Source organism: Nocardioides sp. (assembly GCF_030655615.1).
Taxonomy (GTDB): domain Bacteria; phylum Actinomycetota; class Actinomycetes; order Propionibacteriales; family Nocardioidaceae; genus Nocardioides.
Genome location: NZ_JAURVJ010000038.1, coordinates 1 through 19,784, shown reverse-complemented (window position 1 = coordinate 19,784; position 19,784 = coordinate 1). Strand labels below are relative to the sequence as shown.

19 protein-coding genes are annotated in these 19,784 nt (G+C 72.5%); 3 read left to right on the top strand and 16 right to left on the bottom strand.

The window, feature by feature from the left end:
• Positions 1–65 precede the first annotated feature (65 nt).
• The 7 genes from Q7T52_RS03390 to trpC form a co-directional block, all read right to left on the bottom strand.
• On the bottom strand, positions 66–1,550 hold the full coding sequence (locus Q7T52_RS03390; RefSeq protein ID WP_304799394.1) for a glutamate synthase subunit beta: 1,485 nt from the start codon (positions 1,548–1,550) through the stop codon (positions 66–68).
• A complete protein-coding gene (gene gltB, locus Q7T52_RS03385) occupies positions 1,543–6,102 on the bottom strand; it encodes a glutamate synthase large subunit (RefSeq protein WP_304799393.1) in 4,560 nt (1,519 codons plus the stop codon). Before gltB ends, Q7T52_RS03390 begins: the two co-directional genes overlap by 8 nt.
• Before the next feature lie 150 nt (positions 6,103–6,252).
• Positions 6,253–7,335 carry a prolipoprotein diacylglyceryl transferase gene (gene lgt, locus Q7T52_RS03380; protein WP_304799391.1) on the bottom strand — a complete coding sequence of 361 codons (1,083 nt, stop codon included), beginning with the start codon at positions 7,333–7,335 and terminating at the stop codon, positions 6,253–6,255.
• Position 7,336: 1 nt separating this feature from the next.
• A complete protein-coding gene (locus Q7T52_RS03375; RefSeq protein ID WP_304799389.1) occupies positions 7,337–7,915 on the bottom strand; it encodes an SCO family protein in 579 nt (192 codons plus the stop codon).
• On the bottom strand, positions 7,905–8,708 hold the full coding sequence (trpA, locus tag Q7T52_RS03370) for a tryptophan synthase subunit alpha (protein WP_304799387.1): 804 nt from the start codon (positions 8,706–8,708) through the stop codon (positions 7,905–7,907). The genes Q7T52_RS03375 and trpA overlap by 11 nt, the downstream gene beginning before the upstream one ends.
• Positions 8,709–9,974 carry a tryptophan synthase subunit beta gene (gene trpB, locus Q7T52_RS03365; protein WP_304799385.1) on the bottom strand — a complete coding sequence of 422 codons (1,266 nt, stop codon included), beginning with the start codon at positions 9,972–9,974 and terminating at the stop codon, positions 8,709–8,711.
• Positions 9,971–10,753, bottom strand: a complete 783-nt coding sequence (gene trpC, locus Q7T52_RS03360; RefSeq protein WP_304799383.1) for an indole-3-glycerol phosphate synthase TrpC — start codon at positions 10,751–10,753, stop codon at positions 9,971–9,973. The genes trpB and trpC overlap by 4 nt, the downstream gene beginning before the upstream one ends.
• Positions 10,754–10,865: 112 nt before the next feature.
• On the opposite strand from trpC, the gene Q7T52_RS03355 reads away from it, so the two are divergent.
• Complete coding sequence (locus tag Q7T52_RS03355; protein ID WP_304799381.1) at positions 10,866–11,180, top strand: CD225/dispanin family protein; 315 nt, start codon at positions 10,866–10,868, stop codon at positions 11,178–11,180.
• A gap of 17 nt (positions 11,181–11,197) precedes the next feature.
• Positions 11,198–11,644, top strand: a complete 447-nt coding sequence (locus tag Q7T52_RS03350; RefSeq protein ID WP_304799379.1) for a DUF2752 domain-containing protein — start codon at positions 11,198–11,200, stop codon at positions 11,642–11,644.
• Positions 11,645–11,654: 10 nt separating this feature from the next.
• Here Q7T52_RS03350 and Q7T52_RS03345 read toward each other — a convergent pair whose 3' ends face one another.
• From Q7T52_RS03345 to Q7T52_RS03320, 6 genes are all read right to left on the bottom strand, one after another.
• Positions 11,655–12,095: a DUF2752 domain-containing protein gene (locus tag Q7T52_RS03345; RefSeq protein ID WP_304799377.1), complete on the bottom strand. Its 441-nt coding sequence runs from the start codon at positions 12,093–12,095 to the stop codon at positions 11,655–11,657.
• Positions 12,096–12,115: 20 nt separating this feature from the next.
• Positions 12,116–12,316 carry an HGxxPAAW family protein gene (locus tag Q7T52_RS03340; protein ID WP_304799375.1) on the bottom strand — a complete coding sequence of 67 codons (201 nt, stop codon included), beginning with the start codon at positions 12,314–12,316 and terminating at the stop codon, positions 12,116–12,118.
• A 52-nt stretch (positions 12,317–12,368) separates the two neighbouring features.
• Positions 12,369–13,001, bottom strand: coding sequence for a Trp biosynthesis-associated membrane protein (locus tag Q7T52_RS03335; protein ID WP_304799373.1), 633 nt, complete (start codon positions 12,999–13,001; stop codon positions 12,369–12,371).
• A complete protein-coding gene (gene hisI, locus Q7T52_RS03330; RefSeq protein WP_304799371.1) occupies positions 12,994–13,347 on the bottom strand; it encodes a phosphoribosyl-AMP cyclohydrolase in 354 nt (117 codons plus the stop codon). Before hisI ends, Q7T52_RS03335 begins: the two co-directional genes overlap by 8 nt.
• A 148-nt stretch (positions 13,348–13,495) precedes the next feature.
• Positions 13,496–15,412 (bottom strand): ABC transporter ATP-binding protein, encoded by a 1,917-nt coding sequence (locus Q7T52_RS03325; protein ID WP_370692285.1) that lies wholly within the window; start codon positions 15,410–15,412, stop codon positions 13,496–13,498.
• Positions 15,409–17,217 (bottom strand): ABC transporter ATP-binding protein, encoded by a 1,809-nt coding sequence (locus Q7T52_RS03320; RefSeq protein ID WP_304799369.1) that lies wholly within the window; start codon positions 17,215–17,217, stop codon positions 15,409–15,411. The genes Q7T52_RS03325 and Q7T52_RS03320 overlap by 4 nt, the downstream gene beginning before the upstream one ends.
• 181 nt (positions 17,218–17,398) lie before the next feature.
• On the opposite strand from Q7T52_RS03320, the gene Q7T52_RS03315 reads away from it, so the two are divergent.
• Positions 17,399–18,031, top strand: coding sequence for a TIGR03085 family metal-binding protein (locus Q7T52_RS03315; RefSeq protein ID WP_304799367.1), 633 nt, complete (start codon positions 17,399–17,401; stop codon positions 18,029–18,031).
• A 28-nt stretch (positions 18,032–18,059) separates the two neighbouring features.
• Here Q7T52_RS03315 and hisF read toward each other — a convergent pair whose 3' ends face one another.
• The 3 genes from hisF to Q7T52_RS03300 form a co-directional block, all read right to left on the bottom strand.
• A complete protein-coding gene (hisF, locus tag Q7T52_RS03310) occupies positions 18,060–18,836 on the bottom strand; it encodes an imidazole glycerol phosphate synthase subunit HisF (protein WP_304799365.1) in 777 nt (258 codons plus the stop codon).
• Entirely contained in the window at positions 18,833–19,567 is a 735-nt protein-coding gene (gene priA, locus Q7T52_RS03305) for a bifunctional 1-(5-phosphoribosyl)-5-((5-phosphoribosylamino)methylideneamino)imidazole-4-carboxamide isomerase/phosphoribosylanthranilate isomerase PriA (protein WP_304799363.1), read from the bottom strand. The genes hisF and priA overlap by 4 nt, the downstream gene beginning before the upstream one ends.
• Positions 19,568–19,571: 4 nt before the next feature.
• The coding region (locus tag Q7T52_RS03300) for a hypothetical protein (RefSeq protein WP_304799361.1) at positions 19,572–19,784 on the bottom strand (213 nt) is incomplete at its 5' end.

Sequence of the window (19,784 nt, the reverse complement as noted above, 5' to 3'; positions counted from 1 at the left end):
CGTCGATCGACGACGGGTCGACCTGGATCCCCGCCGACCCGTCAGCAACTGCTGACGGGTCGGCGTCAGACGACGAGGGGACGGGCGGTCGGGGGGATGGGGAAGGGCAGGGTCGTCGAGCCCGTGAGGTACTCGTCGACGGACGCCGCAGCGGCCCGTCCCTCGGCGATGGCCCACACGATCAGCGACTGGCCGCGACCGACGTCGCCGGCGGAGAACACGCCGGGCACCGAGGTCTGGTAGCCCTTGTCGCGCGCGACGTTGCCGCGGTCGTCGAGGTCGACACCGAGCTGCTCGACCAGGCCGGGCTTCTCGGGTCCGACGAAGCCCATCGCGAAGAGCACGAGCTCGGCCGGGATCTCGCGCTCGGTGCCCTCGATCTCGGTGAGCCTGCCGGCCTCGAAGACCACGTCGACGAGGAGCAGCGCGCGCACGTTGCCCTCGTCGTCGCCGCGGAACTCCTTGGTCGAGACGGCATAGACGCGCTCGCCGGCCTCCTCGTGGGCCGAGGACACCTTGAAGGTCATCGGGTAGGTCGGCCACGGCTGGCCGGCCGGTCGCGCCGTCGGCGGCTCGGGCATGATCTCGAGCTGCGTGATCGACGCCGCCTCGTGGCGCGTGGAGGTGCCGAGGCAGTCGGCGCCGGTGTCGCCGCCGCCGATGATCACGACGTTCTTGCCGGTGGCGAGGATCTGCTCGACGCCGTCGAGCTGGGGCTCGCCGAGCGCGGCCCGGTTGGCCTGCGGCAGGAACTCCATGGCCTGGTGGATTCCGCCGAGCTCGCGCCCGGGGACCGGGAGGTCACGGGCCTCGGTGGCGCCCATGGCCAGGACGACGGCGTCGTAGCGCTCGCGCAGCTTGTCGCCGGTCAGGCCGGACTCCTCGGAGCCGACGTCGACGCCCGCGCGGAAGACGGTGCCCTCGCGCTTCATCTGGCCGAGGCGCCGGTCGAGGTGCTGCTTCTCCATCTTGAACTCGGGGATGCCGTAGCGCATCAGCCCGCCGATCTTGTCGGCCCGCTCGTAGACGGCGACGGTGTGGCCGGCGCGGGTGAGCTGCTGGGCGGCGGCGAGCCCGGCAGGACCGGACCCGATCACCGCGACCGTGCGGCCCGAGAGCCACTCGGGCGCCTGCGGGCGCACCAGGCCGGACTCCCAGGCCTTGTCGATGATCGAGACCTCGACGTTCTTGATGGTCACCGGGTCCTGGTTGATGCCCAGGACGCAGGCGGTCTCGCAGGGGGCCGGGCAGAGGCGACCGGTGAACTCCGGGAAGTTGTTGGTCGCGTGGAGTCGCTCGATCGCGCCCTCCCAGTCGTCGCGCCAGACCAGGTCGTTCCACTCCGGGATGATGTTGCCCAGCGGGCAGCCCGAGTGGCAGAACGGGATGCCGCAGTCCATGCAGCGCCCGGCCTGCTCGGCGATGATCGGCAGCAGGGCCCGCCCGGCCGAACCCGGGTAGACCTCGTTCCAGTCGTGCACGCGCTCCTCGACAGGACGGCGCTCGGCAACCTTGCGCCCTTCCTTGAGGAAGCCCTTGGGGTCAGCCATGCAGCGCCTCCATCATCGCGTTGGCGATCTCTGTGTCGTCGAGCCCGTCGGCCTCGGCCTTGGCCTTGGCGTCCATCACGATCCGGTAGTCGCGGGGCATGACCTCGGTGAAGCGGGTCAGGGCGGTCTCCCAGTCGGCGAGCAGCTCCTCGGCGACCGGTGACCCGGTCTCCTCGAGGTGCTCCCGCACCAGGGCCTCGAGCTCGCGGGCGGCCTCGCCGGCCACCGGTCCGAGCTCGACGAGCTCCTGGTTGACCCGGAAGTGCTTGAGGTCGAGGACCCAGGCCACGCCACCGGACATGCCGGCTGCGAAGTTGCGCCCGGTCTTGCCGAGGACGGCGACCCGGCCGCCGGTCATGTACTCGCACCCGTGGTCGCCGACGCCCTCGGTCACCAGCCAGGCACCGGAGTTGCGGACGGCGAACCGCTCCCCCACCCCGCCGCGCAGGAAGATCTTCCCGGACGTCGCGCCGTAGGCGATGGTGTTGCCGGCGATGATCTGCTCGTTGCTCCTGAACGTCGCCGCCCGGTCGGGGCGTACGACGATCCGGCCACCGGACAGGCCCTTGCCGACGTAGTCGTTGGCGTCGCCCTCGAGCCGCAGGGTGATGCCTCGGGGGATGAAGGCGCCGAACGACTGACCGGCCGAGCCGGTGAAGGTGATGTCGATCGTGCCCTCGGGCAGGCCCTCGCCGCCGTGGCGCTTGGTCACCTCGTGGCCGAGGATCGTGCCGACGGTCCGGTTGACGTTGCGGATGGCGACCTGCGCGCGCACCGGCTCGCCGCGCTCGAGCGCCGCCTCGGCGAGCGGGACCAGCTCGGTCAGGTCGAGCGACTTGGCCAGGCCGTGGTCCTGCGTCTTGGTGCAGCGCCGGTCCTGGTCGGGGAAGTGGGTGGTGTCGACCTCGTGGAGGATCGGCGTCAGGTCGAGACCCGAGGCCTTCCAGTGGTTGATGGCCTCGACCATGTCGAGCGTCGACACCTCACCGATGGCCTCGTCGAGGGTGCGGAAGCCGAGCTCGGCCAGGATCTCGCGGACCTCCTGGGCGACGTACTCGAAGAAGGTGACGACGTAGTCGGCCTTGCCGGAGTAGCGCTCGCGCAGCACCGGGTTCTGGGTCGCGACGCCCACCGGACAGGTGTCGAGGTGGCAGACCCGCATCAGGATGCAGCCGGACACCACGAGCGGGGCGGTCGCGAAGCAGTACTCCTCGGCACCGAGCAGCGCGGCGATGACGACGTCGCGTCCGGTCTTGAGCTGGCCGTCGGTCTGCACGACGATCCGGTCGCGCAGCCCGTTGAGGAGCAGCGTCTGCTGGGTCTCGGCGAGACCGAGCTCCCAGGGTCCGCCCGCGTGCTTGAGCGACGTGAGCGGCGACGCGCCGGTGCCGCCGTCGTGGCCGGAGACCAGCACGACGTCGGCGTGCGCCTTGGAGACACCCGCCGCGACCGTGCCGACGCCCATCTCGCTGACCAGCTTGACGTGCACCCGTGCCCGCGGGTTGGCGTTCTTGAGGTCGTGGATGAGCTGGGCGAGGTCCTCGATCGAGTAGATGTCGTGGTGGGGCGGCGGGCTGATCAGACCGACTCCGGGGGTGGAGTAGCGGGTCTTGGCGATCCAGGGATAGACCTTGTTGCCGGGCAGCTGGCCGCCCTCGCCGGGCTTGGCGCCCTGGGCCATCTTGATCTGGATGTCGTCGGCGTTGGTGAGGTACTCCGACGTGACGCCGAACCGGCCCGACGCGACCTGCTTGATCGAGCTGCGCCGCTCGGGGTCGTAGAGCCGGTCGGCGTCCTCGCCGCCCTCCCCGGTGTTGGACTTGCCGCCCAGCCGGTTCATCGCGATCGCGAGGGTCTCGTGGGCCTCCATCGAGATCGAGCCGTAGGACATCGCCCCCGTCGCGAAGCGCTTGACGATGTCGGTCACGGGCTCGACGTCCTCGATCGGGATCGAGTCGCGGCCGGTCACGTGGGAGCCCTTGAACCGGAACAGCCCACGCAGCGTCATCAGCTCGGTCGACTGCTCGTCGACCGCGGCGGTGTACTGCTTGAAGATGTCGTAGCGCTGGGTCCGGGTCGAGTGCTGCAGCCGGAAGACCGTCTCGGGGTTGAACAGGTGGGGCTCGCCGTCGCGGCGCCACTGGTACTCGCCGCCGGTCTCGAGCTCGCGGTGGGTGGGCAGCACGCCGCCGCGGGGGTAGGCCGTGGCGTGGCGCCGGGCGACCTCCTCGGCGATGGTGTCGAGCCCGATGCCGCCGAGCTTGGACGTCGTACCGGTGAAGTAGGGCTCGACGACCTCCTGCGACAGGCCGACGGCCTCGAAGATCTGCGCGCCGGTGTAGGAGGCCACGGTGGAGACGCCCATCTTGGACATCACCTTGAGCACGCCCTTGCCGAGCGCCTTGACCAGGTTGGCGACGGCCTTCTCGGGCTCGACCGTCACGTAGTAGCCCTCGCGGGCCAGGTCCTCGACCGACTCCATGGCGAGGTAGGGGTTGACGGCCGCGGCGCCGTAGCCGACGAGCAGCGCGACGTGGTGGACCTCGCGCACGTCGCCGGCCTCGACCAGCAGCCCGACCTGGGTGCGCGACTTCTCGCGGACCAGGTGGTGGTGGACCGCGCCGGTGAGCAGCAGCGACGGGATCGGCGCCAGGTCGGCGTCGCCGTGACGGTCGGACAGCACGATGACCCGGGCGCCGTCGGCGATGGCGGCGCTGACCTCGGTGCAGATCTCCTCGATGCGGGCGGCCATCGCGGTGCCGCCGCCGGCGACCTCGTAGAGGCCGCGCGCGACGTGGGTGATGAAGCCCGGCATGTCGCCGTCGCGGTTGATGTGGCGGATCTTGGCCAGGTCGTCGTTGGAGATGACCGGGAAGGGCATGACGACCTGACGACACGACGCCGGGGTCGGCTCGAGCAGGTTGGACTCGGGACCGATGGTGCCGTTGAGCGAGGTGACGAGCTCCTCGCGGATCGCGTCGAGCGGCGGGTTGGTCACCTGCGCGAAGAGCTGGCTGAAGTAGTCGAACAGCAGCCGCGGCTTGGCGCTCAGTGCCGCGATCGGCGTGTCGGTGCCCATCGAGCCGAGCGCCTCGCCCCCGGTCGAGGCCATCGGGGTCAGCAGGACCCGCAGCTCCTCCTCGGTGTAGCCGAAGATCTGCTGGCGCCGGGTGACCGAGGCGTGGGTGTGGACGATGTGCTCGCGCGCCGGGACGTCGTCGAGGTGGATGAGGCCCGCGTGGAGCCACTCGCCGTAGGGGTGCTCGGCCGAGAGCTCGGCCTTGATCTCCTCGTCCTCGATGATGCGGTGCTCGTCGGTGTCGATGAGGAACATCCGGCCCGGCTGCAGCCGGCCCTTGCGGACGACGGTCGCGGGGTCGATGTCGAGCACGCCGACCTCGGAGGCCAGCACGACCAGGCCGTCGTCGGTGACCCAGTAGCGCGAGGGCCGCAGGCCGTTGCGGTCGAGGACCGCGCCGACCTGGGAGCCGTCGGTGAAGACGACGCAGGCGGGGCCGTCCCAGGGCTCCATGAGCGCGGAGTGGAACGAGTAGAACTCGCGCCGCTTGGCGTCCATCTCGGTGTGGTTCTCCCAGGCCTCCGGGATCATCATCAGCACCGAGTGGGGCAGCGAGCGGCCGCCCATGTGGAGGAGCTCGAGCACCTCGTCGAACGACGCGGAGTCGGACGCGCCGGGCGTGCAGATCGGGAACAGCCGGTCGAGATCGCCCGGGATGACGTCGGAGGCGAGCAACGCCTCGCGGGCCCGCATCCAGTTGCGGTTGCCCATGACGGTGTTGATCTCGCCGTTGTGGGCGATGAAGCGGAACGGGTGCGAGAGCGGCCAGCTCGGAAACGTGTTGGTCGAGAACCGCGAGTGGACGACGGCCAGGGCCGACGCGATCCGCTCGTCGCGCAGGTCGGGGAAGACCTGGTCGAGCTGGTCGGTCGTGAGCATCCCCTTGTAGGCGAGGGTGCGCGACGACAGCGACGGGAAGTAGACGTCGGTCTCGCGCTCGGCGCGCTTGCGCAGGCAGAAGGCGAGTCGCTCGAGCGCCATCCCGGTCAGGCGCTGCCCGGAGGCGGCGACGAAGAGCTGGCTGAACGTCGGCATCACCGACAGCGCCATGCTGCCGAGGGTCGACGGGTCGACGGGGACCTCGCGCCATCCGAGGACGGTCAGGCCCTCAACGCCGGCGATCTCCTCGATCCGGGCACGGGTCTGGGCGACGTCGTCCTCGTCTCCGGGCAGGAACGCCGTGCCGACGGCGTACGACGCGGGCGGGGGCAGCTCGAACCCCGACTCCGCCGCAACGGCACGCAGGAACTCGTCGGGGACCTGGAGCAGGATGCCCGCACCGTCACCCGAGTTGACCTCGGCGCCGGCGGCGCCGCGGTGGTCGAGGTTGCGCAGGGCCGTGAGGGCCTTGAGCACGATGTCGTGGCTGGCGACGCCGGTAAGGGTGGCCACGAAGGCCACGCCGCAGGCGTCGTGCTCGTTGGCCGGGTCGTAGAGCCCCTGGGGCGCCGGGAACGCGTGCTGGTAGGGCACTGGTGTTCTCCCGTCGGCGGGACAGCTTAGGGAAACGCTGTCGTGGTGGAGTCGCAGGGACAACGTCGGCCCACGCGGCGGAGTTGCCGAGATTACCAGGATGTTTCGGAACCGAGGGGTGATGGGCCCGCTCGTGGACACCCGACCCGGTCAGCGCCCGGGGTCGGCCTTCGCGGGTCTCACGTCGTCGTCCTCGACGTCGACCGTGGTCTCCTCGTCGTCGACGTCGTCGGCCCCGTCGAGATCGGTGTCGACGTCGGTGTCGACGTCGGTGTCGGCATCGGTGTCGACGTCCTTGTCGAGGTCGACGTCGCTCACGAGGTCGGTCTCCGGGCCGAAGCCGTCCTGGTAGACCGACTCCTCGCGGCCGGGGTGGCGGCGGCTGCTGACCACGAAGTAGACGGCGGCGACGACGAACAGCACGATCGAGGTCCAGACGTTGAACCGCAGGCCGAGCACGTTCTCGAGCTGGACGTCGTCGATGCGGAGGTACTCGATCCAGCCGCGGCCCAGGGTGTAGCCCATGACGTAGAGGGCGAAGACCCGGCCGAAGCCGAGCTTGAACCGCCGCTCGGCCCACAGCAGCAGGCCGAAGACCCCGAGGTTCCAGATGAACTCGTAGAGAAAGGTCGGGTGGAAGACGGTCGAGTCGGGGTAGCCGTCGAGGCACGTCCCGCTGCCCTGGGGGTAGTCGCAGCTCTGCGGCCAGTTCTCCCGGTCGATCTCGAGGCCCCACGGCAGCTCGGTCGGCTTGCCGTAGAGCTCCTGGTTGAACCAGTTGCCCCAGCGGCCCATCGCCTGGGCCACGATCACGCCGGGAGCGAGGACGTCGAGCATCGGGGCGATCCGGACGCCCTTGCGGCGGGCCCAGAGCCAGACGCCGACGGCGCCGAGCGCCACCGCGCCCCAGATGCCGAGCCCGCCCTTCCAGACGTAGAGCGCCTGCCAGGGGTGGCCGCTGTCGCCGAAGTACTTCTCCCAGTCGGTGGCCACGTGGTAGAGCCGGGCGCCGACGACGCCGAACGGGACGGCCCACACGGCGAGGTCCTGGACCTCGCCCGCGCGGCCGCCGCGGGCCTGCCAGCGCCGCTCACCGAACCAGATCGCGAAGACGATCCCGGCGATGATGCACAGCGCGTAGCCGCGGATCGGGAGCGGCCCGAGGTTCCAGACGCCGTTGGACGGGCTGGGGATCGTCAGGGCCGACAGCGTCGACAGGGCTGTCTGGGTCACGTCAGGTGTCCTCGAGGAGCGTGTGGATGTCGTCGGCGAACTGCGCCGGGCTGGTGTCGGCACTCCAGTAGACGGGAGACATGTCGTCGCTGTCGACGCCCATGACCTGGGTGGTGTGGCCGCCCGGGTCGCGATCGTCGATGCCGACGGCGAGCGCACGACCGACGGCCTTGATGGTCGCGAAGTCGCCGTCGAGGCCGATGAAGGACTCGTCGAAGCGGTCGAGGTAGGTGCGCAGCGACGCGGGGGTGTCGGTGTCGGGGTCGCTGGTCACGAGGACGACGTCGACCTTGTCGCGGTCGGAGTCGTCGAGGCGCGTCATGGCCGAGGCGAGGTGGTTGAGCACCGCGGGGCAGATGTCGACGCAGTTGACGTAGCCGAAGAACACCAGCGTCAGCGGCTTGTCGGTGTCGTCGGCCAGCGAGAAGGGCTTGCCGTCGGTGTCGACCAGCTCGGTCGTCGGGACCGTGTAGGGGTTGTCGAGGGCCTTGCCCGAGAACGTCTTGGCCTCGTCGCTGCCGCACCCGCTGAGCAGCAGCGCCGCGGCCAGGCCGAGGGCGGCGAGCCTGCTAGCGCGCACGTCGTACGCCGTCGGCGAGGTCGGCAGTGAGGGCGGCGAGGGCCCGGAGCCCGCCGGCGCGGTCGCCCGCGTGGTCGAGCAGCACCCGGACGAAGGCGGAGCCGACGATGACGCCGTCGGCGTAGGACGCCACCTCGGCGGCCTGGTCGCCGGTGCTGACGCCGAGCCCGACCCCGACGGGGAGGTCGCCGGCGGCGGCGCGGGTGCGTGCCACGAGCGGGCCGGCGAGGTCGCTGGTCGTGGTGCGGGCGCCGGTGACCCCCATGACGGCGGTCGCGTAGACGAAGCCGCGGCAGGCGGCGGTGGTCATCGCGATCCGCTCCTCGGTCGACGAGGGGGCGACCAGGAAGATCTTGTCGAGGTCGTGCGCGTCGGCGGCGGCGATCCACTCGGGGGCGAAGTCGGGCGTCAGGTCGGGCGTGATGAGGCCCGCTCCCCCGGCGCTGGCCAGGTCGGAGGCGAACCGCTCCACGCCGTAGCGCTCGACGGGGTTCCAGTAGGTCATGATCACGGTCGGCGTTCCGGTGGCGGCGACGGCCTCGACGGTGCGCAGCACGTCGGTGGTGCGGACGCCGAGCTCGAGGGCCTGCTGGGCGGCGGCCTGGATCGTCGGCCCGTCCATCACGGGGTCGCTGTAGGGCAGCCCGACCTCGATGACGTCGCAGCCGGCGTCGACCATGGCGCGGAGCGCGTCGATGCCGCCGTCGACGTCGGGGAAGCCGGCGGGCAGGTAGCCGACCAGGGCAGCGCGGTCGTCAGCGTGGGCCTGCTCGAAGGCGGTGGAGACCCCCATCTACTGCTGCTCCGGCGTGGCGGCCTGCGGGTCGGCGACGGGCTCGGCCCGGCCGAGCCCGAAGTAGTCGAGCGCGGTGCCCATGTCCTTGTCGCCGCGCCCGGACAGGTTGACCAGGAGGGTCTGGCCCGGGCGCTCCTTGGCGAGCTCGACCACGCCGGCGATGGCGTGGGCCGACTCGATCGCCGGGATGATGCCCTCGGTGCGGGCCAGGAGCGCCATCGCCTCCATCGCCGCCTTGTCGGTGACGGGCAGGTAGGTCGCCCGGCCGGTGGCCGAGAGGTGGGCGTGCTGCGGGCCGACGCCCGGGTAGTCGAGACCGGCGGAGATCGAGTGGGACTCGACGGTCTGGCCGTCCTCGTCCTGGAGGACGTAGGTGCGCGCGCCGTGGAGGACGCCGACGTCGCCGGCGTGGATGGTCGCGGCGTGGCGGCCGGTCTCGACGCCGTCGCCGCCCGGCTCGTAGCCGTAGATCGCGACCTCGGGGTCGTCGAGGAACGCGGCGAAGAGACCGATGGCGTTGGAGCCGCCGCCGACGCACGCGGCGATGGCGTCGGGCAGCCGGCCGGTGAGGTCGAGGCACTGCTGGCGGGCCTCGTCGCCGATGCCGCGGACGAAGCTGAGCACCAGGCTCGGGAACGGGTGGGGACCGGCGGCGGTGCCGAAGAGGTAGGCCGTGTGGTCGACGCTGGCGACCCAGTCGCGCAGCGCCTCGTTGATGGCGTCCTTGAGGGTGCGCGAGCCGCTGGTCACCGGGATCACCTCGGCGCCGAGAAGCTGCATGCGGGCGACGTTGAGCGCCTGGCGCTCGGTGTCGACCTCGCCCATGTAGACGGTGCAGTCGAGGCCGAGGTAGGCGGCGGCGGTGGCCGACGCGACGCCGTGCTGGCCGGCCCCGGTCTCGGCGATGACCCGCTTCTTGCCCATCCGCTTGGTGAGCAGCGCCTGGCCGAGCACGTTGCGGATCTTGTGGGCGCCGGTGTGGTTGAGGTCCTCGCGCTTGAGCAGGATCCGCGCGCCGGTGAGGTCGGAGAGCCGGTGGGCCTCGTAGAGCATGCTCGGGACGCCGGCGTAGTTCTGCAGGAGCGCGTCGAACTCGAGCCCGAAGGTCGGGTCGACCAGGGCCTTCTGCCAGGCGATGTCGAGCTCGTCGAGGGCGGCGATCAGCGCCTCGGGCATGAACCGGCCGCCGAAGGTGCCGAACCACCCCTTGTCGTCGGCCAGGTAGGACGTCGGTGCGCCCGGCGTCGTGCTGGAGGTCGTCATGCCTGCACTCCCGTCATCCGGGCGACCGCCTCGCGCGGCGCCCCGTCCTTGACCAGCGCCTCGCCGACCAGCACGGCACGGGCGCCCTCGGCCACGAAGCGCTTGACGTCGGTCTCGTCGGAGATGCCGGACTCGGCGACGAGGACGCGGTCGGCGGGCACCAGCGGGGCCAGCCGGCCGAAGGTGTCGGCGTCGACGGCCAGGGTCTTGAGGTTGCGGGCGTTGACGCCGACGAGCTCGGCTCCCAGCGCGACGGCGCGCTCGGTCTCGGCCTCGTCGTGGACCTCGACGAGGACGGCCAGGCCGAGCTCACGGGCCTCGTCGTGCAGCCGGCGGAGGGTGTCGTCGTCGAGCGCGGCCACGATGAGCAGCGCCAGGTCGGCGCCCGCGGCGCGGGCCTCGACGAGCTGGTAGCTCTCGACCACGAAGTCCTTGCGCAGCAGCGGGGTGTCGACCGCGGCGCGCACGGCCCGCAGGTCGTCGAGGCTCCCGCCGAAGCGGCGCTCCTCGGTGAGCACGCTGATCGCGGCGGCCCCGCCTGCGGCGTAGTCGACCGCGAGGGAGGCCGGGTCGGGGATCTCGGCGAGGTGGCCCTTGCTGGGGCTGCGTCGCTTGACCTCGGCGATGACGCTCGAGCCCGGCGCGCGCAGGTGGGGCATCGGGTCGCGCGGCGCGGGCGCGTCGGCCAGGGCGGCGCGGACGTCGGCCAGCGGCGTCGCGGCCTCGCGTCGCTCCAGGTCGAGGCGCACGCCCGCGACGATCTCGTCGAGAACGGACACGACTCTCCTCACAGACACGGACGGCGAAACCTGCTGGTTCGCTCAGAAGTTTGGCACGTGAACCCATAGGGTCTGCCGCGACCCTTGCTCCCACGTCTGGAAGGACTCCCTCATGAGCTATGGCCAGCCCCCGCCCCCCAACCCCTACGGCGGCCAGCCCTACGGCGGCCCGCCCGCCGGCCCCCCGCCGTCCAACAACCTGGTCTGGGCGATCCTCAGCACCCTGCTCTGCTGCCTGCCCCTCGGCGTCGTCTCGATCGTCTTCGCCGCCCAGGTCAACGGCAAGTGGCAGTCCGGTGACCAGGCCGGCGCTCACGACGCGGCCAACAAGGCCAAGAACTTCGCGATCGCCAGTGCCGTCGTCGGCCTGGTCGTCATCCTCGGCTACATCATCCTGGTCGTCGCCGTAGGCGTCGGCACCACCTGATCGCCACCCCGCCCGAGATGGAGCTCCTCGCCTCCGGGCAGCCGACCGCGCCGACGACCCGACCGGGTCGCGGCGCGGTCGGGGGCTTCGTCGCGACCACGGGCGCGGCGCTCGCCGCTGCCGGCGTGCTCCGCACCGTCGACCCCCACCAGTCGGGCCACTACCCGACCTGCCCGTTCCTCGCGGTGACGGGCGTCTGGTGCCCCGGCTGCGGGTCGCTCCGGGCCCTGCACGACCTGCTGCACCTCGACCTCGTCGGGGGCCTGCAGCGCAACCCGCTCGCGGTGGCCGGCGTCGCCGCCCTCGCGGTCGCGTGGGTCTGCTGGGGCCTACGGCTCGCGGGCCGTGACGCCCCCCACCCGACCCGGATCGGGCCCCGGTGGATCTGGGCCCTGCTCGGCCTGGTCCTGGCCTTCGCGGTCCTGCGCAACGTGCCGGGCTGGACCTGGCTGTCGCCGGCCTAGGGCCGGCTCGTCAGGACGCGAGCCACCCGAACGCCGGCACGTTGCGGAGCACGGTGAACACCGCGAGCGCGGTGAAGGCCACGACGAGCAGCGGCGTGGTCAGCGCCGACGCGCCGCGCTCGGTGCCGCGCCACGCGTCGAGCGCCCAGCGGCCCAGCAGCGCCACCACGACCGGGATGGCCACGACGAGGAAGACGTTGCTCGACGCGGCGTCGAGGAACCGGCCGTGGGTCAGGTCGTTGACGGCTCGCAGGCCCCCGCAGCCGGGGCAGTCGAAGCCCAGGGCCTGGCTCGGGCAGAGCCCCCAGGAGCCGTGCGTGTGGGGGTCGCGCAACGCGAGGGCGACGGTGGCCGCCCCGAGGCCGGCGACGGTCGCGGCCGGGCCGGCGAGCCGCCGGGGCCGGCCTCGCTCGACGGTCGCCGCGGGGGGCGTCGTGACCGTCGTGGCCATGGTGCTGGTCTCGGTGGCTCTCAGTGCCCGGACTCGTGGAGGCCCAGCTTGGCCATCACCACGAAGAGGACGCCCGCCACGACGTTGAGGCCGACCCCGATCCAGAAGATGACGTAGCTGATCGGGTCGAGCATGAGGCCCGCGCCGCCGACCGCGAACCCGACCAGGGCGACTGCCACGGCCGTCCAGGCGGCCGGGGTGTTGCCGTGGTTGTCAGACATGCGGGCTCCTCGGGCTGTGCTGTGGCTGGTGCGCTGGGCGGGTGCTCAGATTCTAGTGGGCGGGGCCGTCCGTCGGGTCGCGACCCTCGTCGAGCGCCTTCCACAGGTCGATGCTGCTCTGCTCCTCGGGCGGTACGCCGTCCTCGAGGGACGCCACCGCCGCGTCGGCGGAGGTGGCCGGGGCGTCGTACCGCCGACCCATCTCGGGCCAGGAGCGGACACCACGCACGGCGATCACCGAGGCGGCGAGACCCGCCCCGCCGGCGACGACGCCGACGTAGGCCCACAGGGTCCGGCCGGTGCCGAGGTCGAGTGTGCGCAGGTCGTCGGCCACCTCGCCGGGGCGCGCCGCCCAGGCCGCGACGGCGAACCCGACCACGGCGAGGCCGGCGAGCAGGCCGAGCCAGGCCACGGCGCGGCGTACCCGCCCGCGGGTGACCAGGACGACGCCCCAGGTCGCGAGCAGCACCAGCGCGGTCGCGGTCACCGGCGGTGCGGTGAGGTCGCCGCCGACGGACGCGGTCGAGGCGAACGCGGCGTCGCCGCTGCCGCCGTCGTCGATGGAGACCCAGGCCTGGTTGCCGGCCACGGCCGCCAGGGTGCCGCCCGCGAGGCCCAGCAGGACCGTCGGGCCGAAGGTGCTGCGCGGCTTCCGGTCCTGCGGGTCGGGCTCGCCGTCAGCCACTCAGCAGCCCCTGGTCGAAGCAGGTGCGGTCACCGGTGTGACAGGCCGCGCCAGTCTGGTCGACGCGGACGAGCACGGTGTCGCCGTCACAGTCGAGGCGGACCTCGACGACGTGCTGGACGTGGCCGGAGGTGTCGCCCTTGACCCAGTACTCCTGGCGCGAGCGGGACCAGTAGGTCGCCCGCCCGGTGGTGAGGGTGCGGTGGAGCGCCTCGTCGTCCATCCAGCCGAGCATCAGCACCTCGCCGGTGTCGTGCTGCTGGGCGATCGCGGCGACGAGGCCGCGTCCCTCGGCGTCGGGCGCGCGCTTGAGACGGTCGGCGATGGCGGGGTCCAGCGGGCTCACCCTGCGAGTATCCCGGGTGCGGTGTCACGGCCCGCTGTGGGTGGCGCAGACTGGTGCCCGACTCGGACGGAGCGGCTGCGCGGCGACATCGTCGGGGCCGCCTGTGCGACGACGGCTCGACGGGTCCGGGGCTCGCCGAGCGCGATCCTCAGTCTGCGGCCCTGGTCGGGGTCTCGGCTCGCGGGCCCGCCGAGTCCCCGGGACCTTGTTGCGCGACCCAGCTGCGGTGGAGCCCGGCATAGACGCTGCCCACCTCGGCGACCAGCACGGCGTGGGGTCCGCGCTGCACGACGCGGCCCTGGTCGACCACGACCACCTCGTCAGCGCTCTCGGCGGTCGACAGCCGGTGGGCGATGGTGACGCTGGTGCGACCCGACATCAGCCGCTCGAGCGCGCGGCCGATGCGCATCTCGAGCTGGGGGTCGACGGCGCTGGTCGCCTCGTCGAGGACGAGCAGGTCGGGGTCGGCGAGGTGGGCGCGGAGCAGCGCGACGAGCTGCCGCTCCCCCGCCGAGAGCGACTCGCCCCGCTGGCCGACCCGGGTGTCGAGGCCGTCGGGCAGGCCGGCGAGCCAGTCGCCGAGGCCCAGCTCGTCGGCGCTCGCCAGGATCTCCTCGACGGGCGCGCCGAGGCGGCCGTAGCGCACGTTGGCGGCGAGCGTGTCGTCGAAGAGAAAGCCCTCCTGGGGCACGAGCACGACGCTCGAGCGCAACGAGGTCGGGGTGATGTCGCGGACGTCGATGTCGTCGAGCAGCACCGCGCCGTGGGTGGGGTCCATCAGCCGCGTGAGCAGCTTGGCGAAGGTCGACTTGCCCGAGCCGGTCTCGCCCACGATCGCCACGCGGCGGCCGGACTCGATGGTCAGGTCGACGTCGCGCAGCACGGGGGGCCCGCCGGGATAGGCGAACTCGACGTGCTCGAACCGTACGTCGATCGGTCCACGCGGCAGGTCGTGACCGTCGGGGCCGGGGTCGACCAGGTCGGCCGGGGTGTCGAGGATGCCGATGACCCGGCGCCAGCCGGCGATCGCGCTCTGGGCGTCGGTGAGGATCTGGGTGCCGAGCTGCACCGGCCCGACGAAGAGCGTCACGAGGAACGCGAAGGCCAGGACCTCGCCGGCCGAGATCTGGTCGGCGAAGCCGAGCCAGATGCCGACGATGAGCACGCCCGCGTTGGCCAGGCCGGCCGAGAGCCCGCCGAGCGAGAACGAGACCGCCGTGAACCCCTGGGCGCGGGTGCTGGCCCGTTGGTAGATGTCGACGGCCTCGTCGATGCGCTGCTGGGTGCGGTCCTCGACGGCGTAGGACCGCACGACGGAGGCCCCGACGACCGGCTCGGAGATGGCCGACAGCATCGAGCCGACCTGCCGGCGTACGACCCCGTAGGCGTCGGACAGCTTGCGCTGGAAGAACCGGAGCGACAGGAAGAGCGGGGCGAAGCAGAGCCAGACCACGATCGCGAGCTGCCAGGAGTAGAAGAGCATCACGATGGTCGCGATGAGGACCTGGCCGACGCTGATCACGAACAGGAGCCCGCCGAAGACGAGGAACTGGCTGACCTGGTCGACGTCGCTGGTCACCCGGGAGACCAGGGAGCCGCGGCGCTCGCTGTTCTGCGTGAGGAGGGGCAGGTCGTGCACGTGGCGGAACGCCTTGATGCGCAGCGTGGCCAGGCCGCGCTCGGAGACCCGGAACAGCCGCGAGGTCATCAGGAAGGACGCGACGCTGGTGAGCACCACGGCCAGCGCCGCGACGAGGCCCATGAGCACGGTGAAGGAGAGGTCGGGGCCGCCGGCGCGGGACAGCCCGCGGTCGAGGGTCTGCTGCACGGCGATCGGGACGACGACCTGCCCGACGGAGGCCAGGACCGCGAGCGCGAGGGTGCCGCGGAAGCCGTCGGTCAGCTCGGGCGAGTGGTGGAGGCCGCGGCGGATCGTCTCCATGGCGCCGAGCTCTTCACCCGTCGTCATGGTGGTGCCCGAGGCCGAGGCCTTGCGCCCGGCGGCGACGGTCCCCTCAGGGGCGGTCCCGGCGTCGGCAGCCGTGTCGGCCGCGTCGGTGCTCATGCCGGCACCTCCTGCTGCTCGTAGGCGTTGACCAGCCGCGCGTAGGCCGGGGAGCGACCCAGCAGCTCGGCGTGGGTGCCGCGGTCGACGATGCGACCGCCCTCGAGGTGGAGCACCTCGTCGGCCAGCCCGATCGTCGCCTTGCGGTAGGCGACCACGACCAGCGTCGCCGCCGCGTCGACGCGGCGCAGCCCGGCGAGGATGCGGGCCTCGACCTCGGGGTCGACGGCGGAGGTGGCGTCGTCGAGGACCAGCAGCCGCGGGTGGCGCACGAGGGCGCGGGCCAGCGAGATCCGCTGGCGCTGGCCGCCGGAGAGCGACGTGCCGCGCTCGCCGAGCTTGGTCGACAGCCCGTCGGGCAGGGCGGCGACGAAGCCGTCGGCCTGGGCGGTGCGCAGGGCGGCCCAGATCTCGTCGTCGGACACGTCGGCACCGAGCGCGACGTTGCCGCGCACCGTGTCGTCGAAGAGGAACGCCGTCTGCGGGACGATCGAGACGACGTCGGCCAGCGCGCCGCGCGCGAGGTCGCGGACGTCGGCGCCGTCGATGAGGACCGCTCCGGCGTCGGGGTCGACGAGCCGGGTCAGCAGCGTCGTGAGGGTGCTCTTGCCCGACGCCGTGGCGCCGACGAGCGCGACCGTGCGACCCGGCTCGACGCTGAACGAGAGGCCCTCGAGCAGTCGCTGGTCGGCGGTGTAGGAGTAGGCGAGGTCGACGACGTCGAGACGGGCACCACCGGTCGCGGCCGGCACGGTGCCGTCGCCGTAGGGCATCTCGCCGGTGGTCCTGAGCACGGCGTCGACACGACGGAACCCGACCACGCTGCGCGGGAACTCGCCCAGGAGCCAGCCGATCGAGCGGATCGGGAACGACACGATCGTGAGCAGGTAGGCCACGGTGACGACGTCGCCGGCGTCGGTCGCCCCGCTGGTCACCCGCGAGACCCCGACGGCGAGCACGACGAGGACGCCGAGGTTGGGCAGCGCGGCGAGGGCGGGGTCGAACGCCGCCCTGATGCGGCCGACCCGGATGTTGACGTCGCGCAGCTCGCGGGCCTTGAGCGCGAAGCGGTCCATCTCCTCGCCCTCGCGGCCGAGGGTCTTGACGACCATCGCACCGTCGAAGGACTCGTGGGCGATCTCGCTGACCTCGGCCCGCAGCTCCTGGGCCCGGGTGGCCCAGCCCTGGGCGTAGCGCTGGTAGACGACGTTGGTCGCCAGCACCGCAGGGAAGACGAGCAGCCCGACCGTCGCCATCGCCACGTCGGCGACGAACATCTGCGCCACCGCGATCACCATCATCGCGACGGTGCCGACGGCCATCGGCAGCGGGGCGATCGGACCCCAGGCCGCCTCGACGTCGGAGTTGGCGTTGGACAGCAGCTCGCCGGTCGGGTGCTTCTGGTGCCACTCCATCGGCAGGGCGAGGTAGCGGCGGGTGACGGCGCGGCGGTAGTGGGCCTGCATGCGGTACTGCATGATGCCGGCGCCGAGCCGCCGCGCGACGATGCCGACCGCGCGCAGGATCGCGACCCCGACGAAGAGCGCCAGCACCGCGAGGAGCATGTCGCTGCCGATGTCGCCGTCCTCGAAGGCCGGCAGCACGACGTGGTCGGTCGACCAGCCGAGCACCCAGGCGTCGGCGACGGTGAGCGCCCCGAACAGCACGCTGCCGATCGTGGAGACGGTGAAGATCCACGGCTCGCGCTTGATCGCGACCCACAGCACCCGGAACCCGGCGCTGGTCGACCCGCGGCCGAGCTGCTCGACCGGGCCGGCCTGGTCGAGGCTCTCGGTGGTGCTCACGCTTCTCCTGACTGGGGGTCCGGCGACGGGCCCCGGGCGGCAACCTGTCGTCCCGGGCAGGCTATTCCCGGGCGCCGACATCCTGCTCATCCGAACGGCTCCCGACCGGTCGGCCGGGGTGCGTCCCAGTGAACGACCTCGAGCACGGTCGAGGTCAAGGGCTCGCTCCTAGGGTGGGGTCATGAGCCCCACCCTCGCCCGGCGCGAGCGCCGCGACCTGTGCGACCTCGCGCTCGACCTCGGGCCCGACGTACCGACCCTGTGCGGTGGGTGGGACGCGCGCCAGCTGCTCGCGCACCTCTACGTCCGCGAGCACCGTCCGCTCGGCGGGCTCGGCATCGCGGTGCCCCCGCTGTCGCGGCTGACCGACCAGGCGATGGAGCGCGCCGGGCGCGAGGAGTTCGCCCGCCTGGTCGGCAAGGTCCGCACGCCGGGCCTCACGCCGTTCGCCCTGCGGCCGGTCGAGGTGCTCGCCAACACGCTGGAGTACGTCGTCCACCACGAGGACCTCCGACGGGCGCAGGCCGGCTGGACGCCGCGCGTCCTCGACCCCGACGACCTCGACGCGGTGTGGCGGTCGATCCGCCTGGCCGGTCGGATGCTGGTGCGCCCGGCCGGCGTGCCGGTGTCGATCCGACGCACGGACACCGACGCGGTCGCGACGCTGCGCGGCGGCGAGCCGTCGGTGGTCGTCAGCGGTCCGGTCGTCGAGCTCGTGATGTTCCTCTACGGGCGGGACCGGGTCACGGGGCTGACGTTCGAGGGTCGCGACGAGCTGGTGGACCGGGTGCGCGCAGCCGACCTCGGGATGTAGGTCCAGCGGCGCGCGTCGTCACAGGACCTCAGCGCACCGGGTGACCGACCTCCGCGAGGGCGCCCTTGACCTCGCCGATCCGCAGCGTGCCGAAGTGGAAGACCGTGGCGGCCAGGACCGCGTCGGCGCCGGCGTCGACGGCGGGCGCGAAGTGGTCGAGCCGGCCTGCGCCGCCCGAGGCGATCACGGGGACCGACACCGCGGCGCGGACCAGGCGGATGAGGTCGAGGTCGAAGCCGTCCTGGGTGCCGTCGGCGTCCATGGCGTTGAGCAGGATCTCGCCCGCGCCGAGCTCGGCGGCCCTGGCCGCCCAGGCGACGGCGTCGAGACCGGCCGACTTGCGGCCGCCGTGGGTCGTGACCTCGAAGCCGGAGTCGGTGCCGCCGGTCGTCGTGGCGGTGACTCGTCGGGCGTCGACCGACAGCACCAGCACCTGGTTGCCGAAGCGGTCGGCGATCTCGGCGACCAGCTCGGGCCGGTGGATGGCGGCGGTGTTGACCGCCACCTTGTCGGCGCCGGCACGCAGCAGCCGGTCGACGTCGTCGACGCTGCTGACGCCTCCGCCGACGGTGAGCGGGATGAAGACCTCCTCGGCGCAGCGCGACACGATCTCCATCGTGGTGGCGCGGCCCTCGTGGGAGGCGGAGATGTCGAGGAAGGTCAGCTCGTCGGCGCCCTCGGCGTCGTAGGTGCGGGCGAGCTCGACCGGGTCGCCGGCGTCGCGGAGGTCGAGGAAGTTGATCCCCTTGACGACCCGGCCGGCGTCGACGTCGAGGCAGGGGATGACGCGTACGGCGAGGCTCACGAGGCGCCGCCGCGGGTCAGGGCGAGGGCGTCCTCGAGGGTGAAGCGGCCCTCGTAGAGCGCGGTGCCGGCGATGGCACCCTCCACTCCGTCGCCGACCAGCCCCATCAGGGCCTGGACGTCGTCGAGCGTCGTCACCCCGCCGGAGGCGATGACCGGGCGGTCGGTGGCGGCGCACACGTCGCGCAGCAGCTGGAGGTTGGGCCCCTGCAGCATCCCGTCCTTGTTGACGTCGGTGACGACGTAGCGCGCGCAGCCCTCGGCGTCGAGCCGGGCGAGCACCTCGTAGAGGTCGCCGCCCTCGCGGGTCCAGCCGCGCGCGGCGAGGGTGCGACCGCGGACGTCGAGCCCGATCGCCACCCGGTCGCCGTGCTCGGCGATGATCCTGGCGCACCACTCGGGCGACTCCAGGGCGGCGGTGCCGATGTTGACGCGACGGCAGCCGGTGGCGAGCGCGGCCTCGAGCGACTCGTCGTCACGGATGCCGCCGCTCATCTCGACGTCGATGTCGAGCGCGCCGACGATCTCGGCCTGCAGCTCGCGGTTGGTGCCGCGGCCGAAGGCGGCGTCGAGGTCGACGAGGTGCAGCCACTCGGAGCCGGCGTCCTGCCAGCGGCGGGCGGCGGCCACGGGGTCGCCGTACATCCTCTCGGAGCCGGCGACACCCTGGGTGAGCTGGACGGCCCGGCCCTCGGTGATGTCGACGGCGGGGAGCAGCTGGAGGTAGGTCACGGGTTCACTTCCGGTTCAGGATCGACACGACGATGGGGGCCACGAGCAGGCTGAGGAGCAGGAAGAGGGCGCGGGCGGCCCACGCGTCGGTGCCGAGCCAGATGAGGGCGTTGACCGCGACCACGAACGCGACGACGAGCCCGGTGCGCTGACGACGCCGGGCGGCCAGCGACCCGCTCTCGACCGGCGCCGGGCGCGGCACCCAGCCGGTCAGCCG

What these genes read in the sequence shown, in the direction of transcription:
- Q7T52_RS03390 (WP_304799394.1), bottom strand. Translation starts at nt 1,550, where the DNA reads ATGGCTGACCCCAAGGGCTTCCTCAAGGAAGGGCGCAAGGTTGCCGAG.
- trpA (WP_304799387.1), bottom strand. Translation starts at nt 8,708, where the DNA reads ATGGGGGTCTCCACCGCCTTCGAGCAGGCCCACGCTGACGACCGCGCT.
- trpB (WP_304799385.1), bottom strand. Translation starts at nt 9,974, where the DNA reads ATGACGACCTCCAGCACGACGCCGGGCGCACCGACGTCCTACCTGGCC.
- Q7T52_RS03355 (WP_304799381.1), top strand. Translation starts at nt 10,866, where the DNA reads ATGAGCTATGGCCAGCCCCCGCCCCCCAACCCCTACGGCGGCCAGCCC.
- Q7T52_RS03350 (WP_304799379.1), top strand. Translation starts at nt 11,198, where the DNA reads ATGGAGCTCCTCGCCTCCGGGCAGCCGACCGCGCCGACGACCCGACCG.
- Q7T52_RS03345 (WP_304799377.1), bottom strand. Translation starts at nt 12,095, where the DNA reads ATGGCCACGACGGTCACGACGCCCCCCGCGGCGACCGTCGAGCGAGGC.
- Q7T52_RS03340 (WP_304799375.1), bottom strand. Translation starts at nt 12,316, where the DNA reads ATGTCTGACAACCACGGCAACACCCCGGCCGCCTGGACGGCCGTGGCA.
- Q7T52_RS03325 (WP_370692285.1), bottom strand. Translation starts at nt 15,412, where the DNA reads ATGAGCACCGACGCGGCCGACACGGCTGCCGACGCCGGGACCGCCCCT.
- Q7T52_RS03315 (WP_304799367.1), top strand. Translation starts at nt 17,399, where the DNA reads ATGAGCCCCACCCTCGCCCGGCGCGAGCGCCGCGACCTGTGCGACCTC.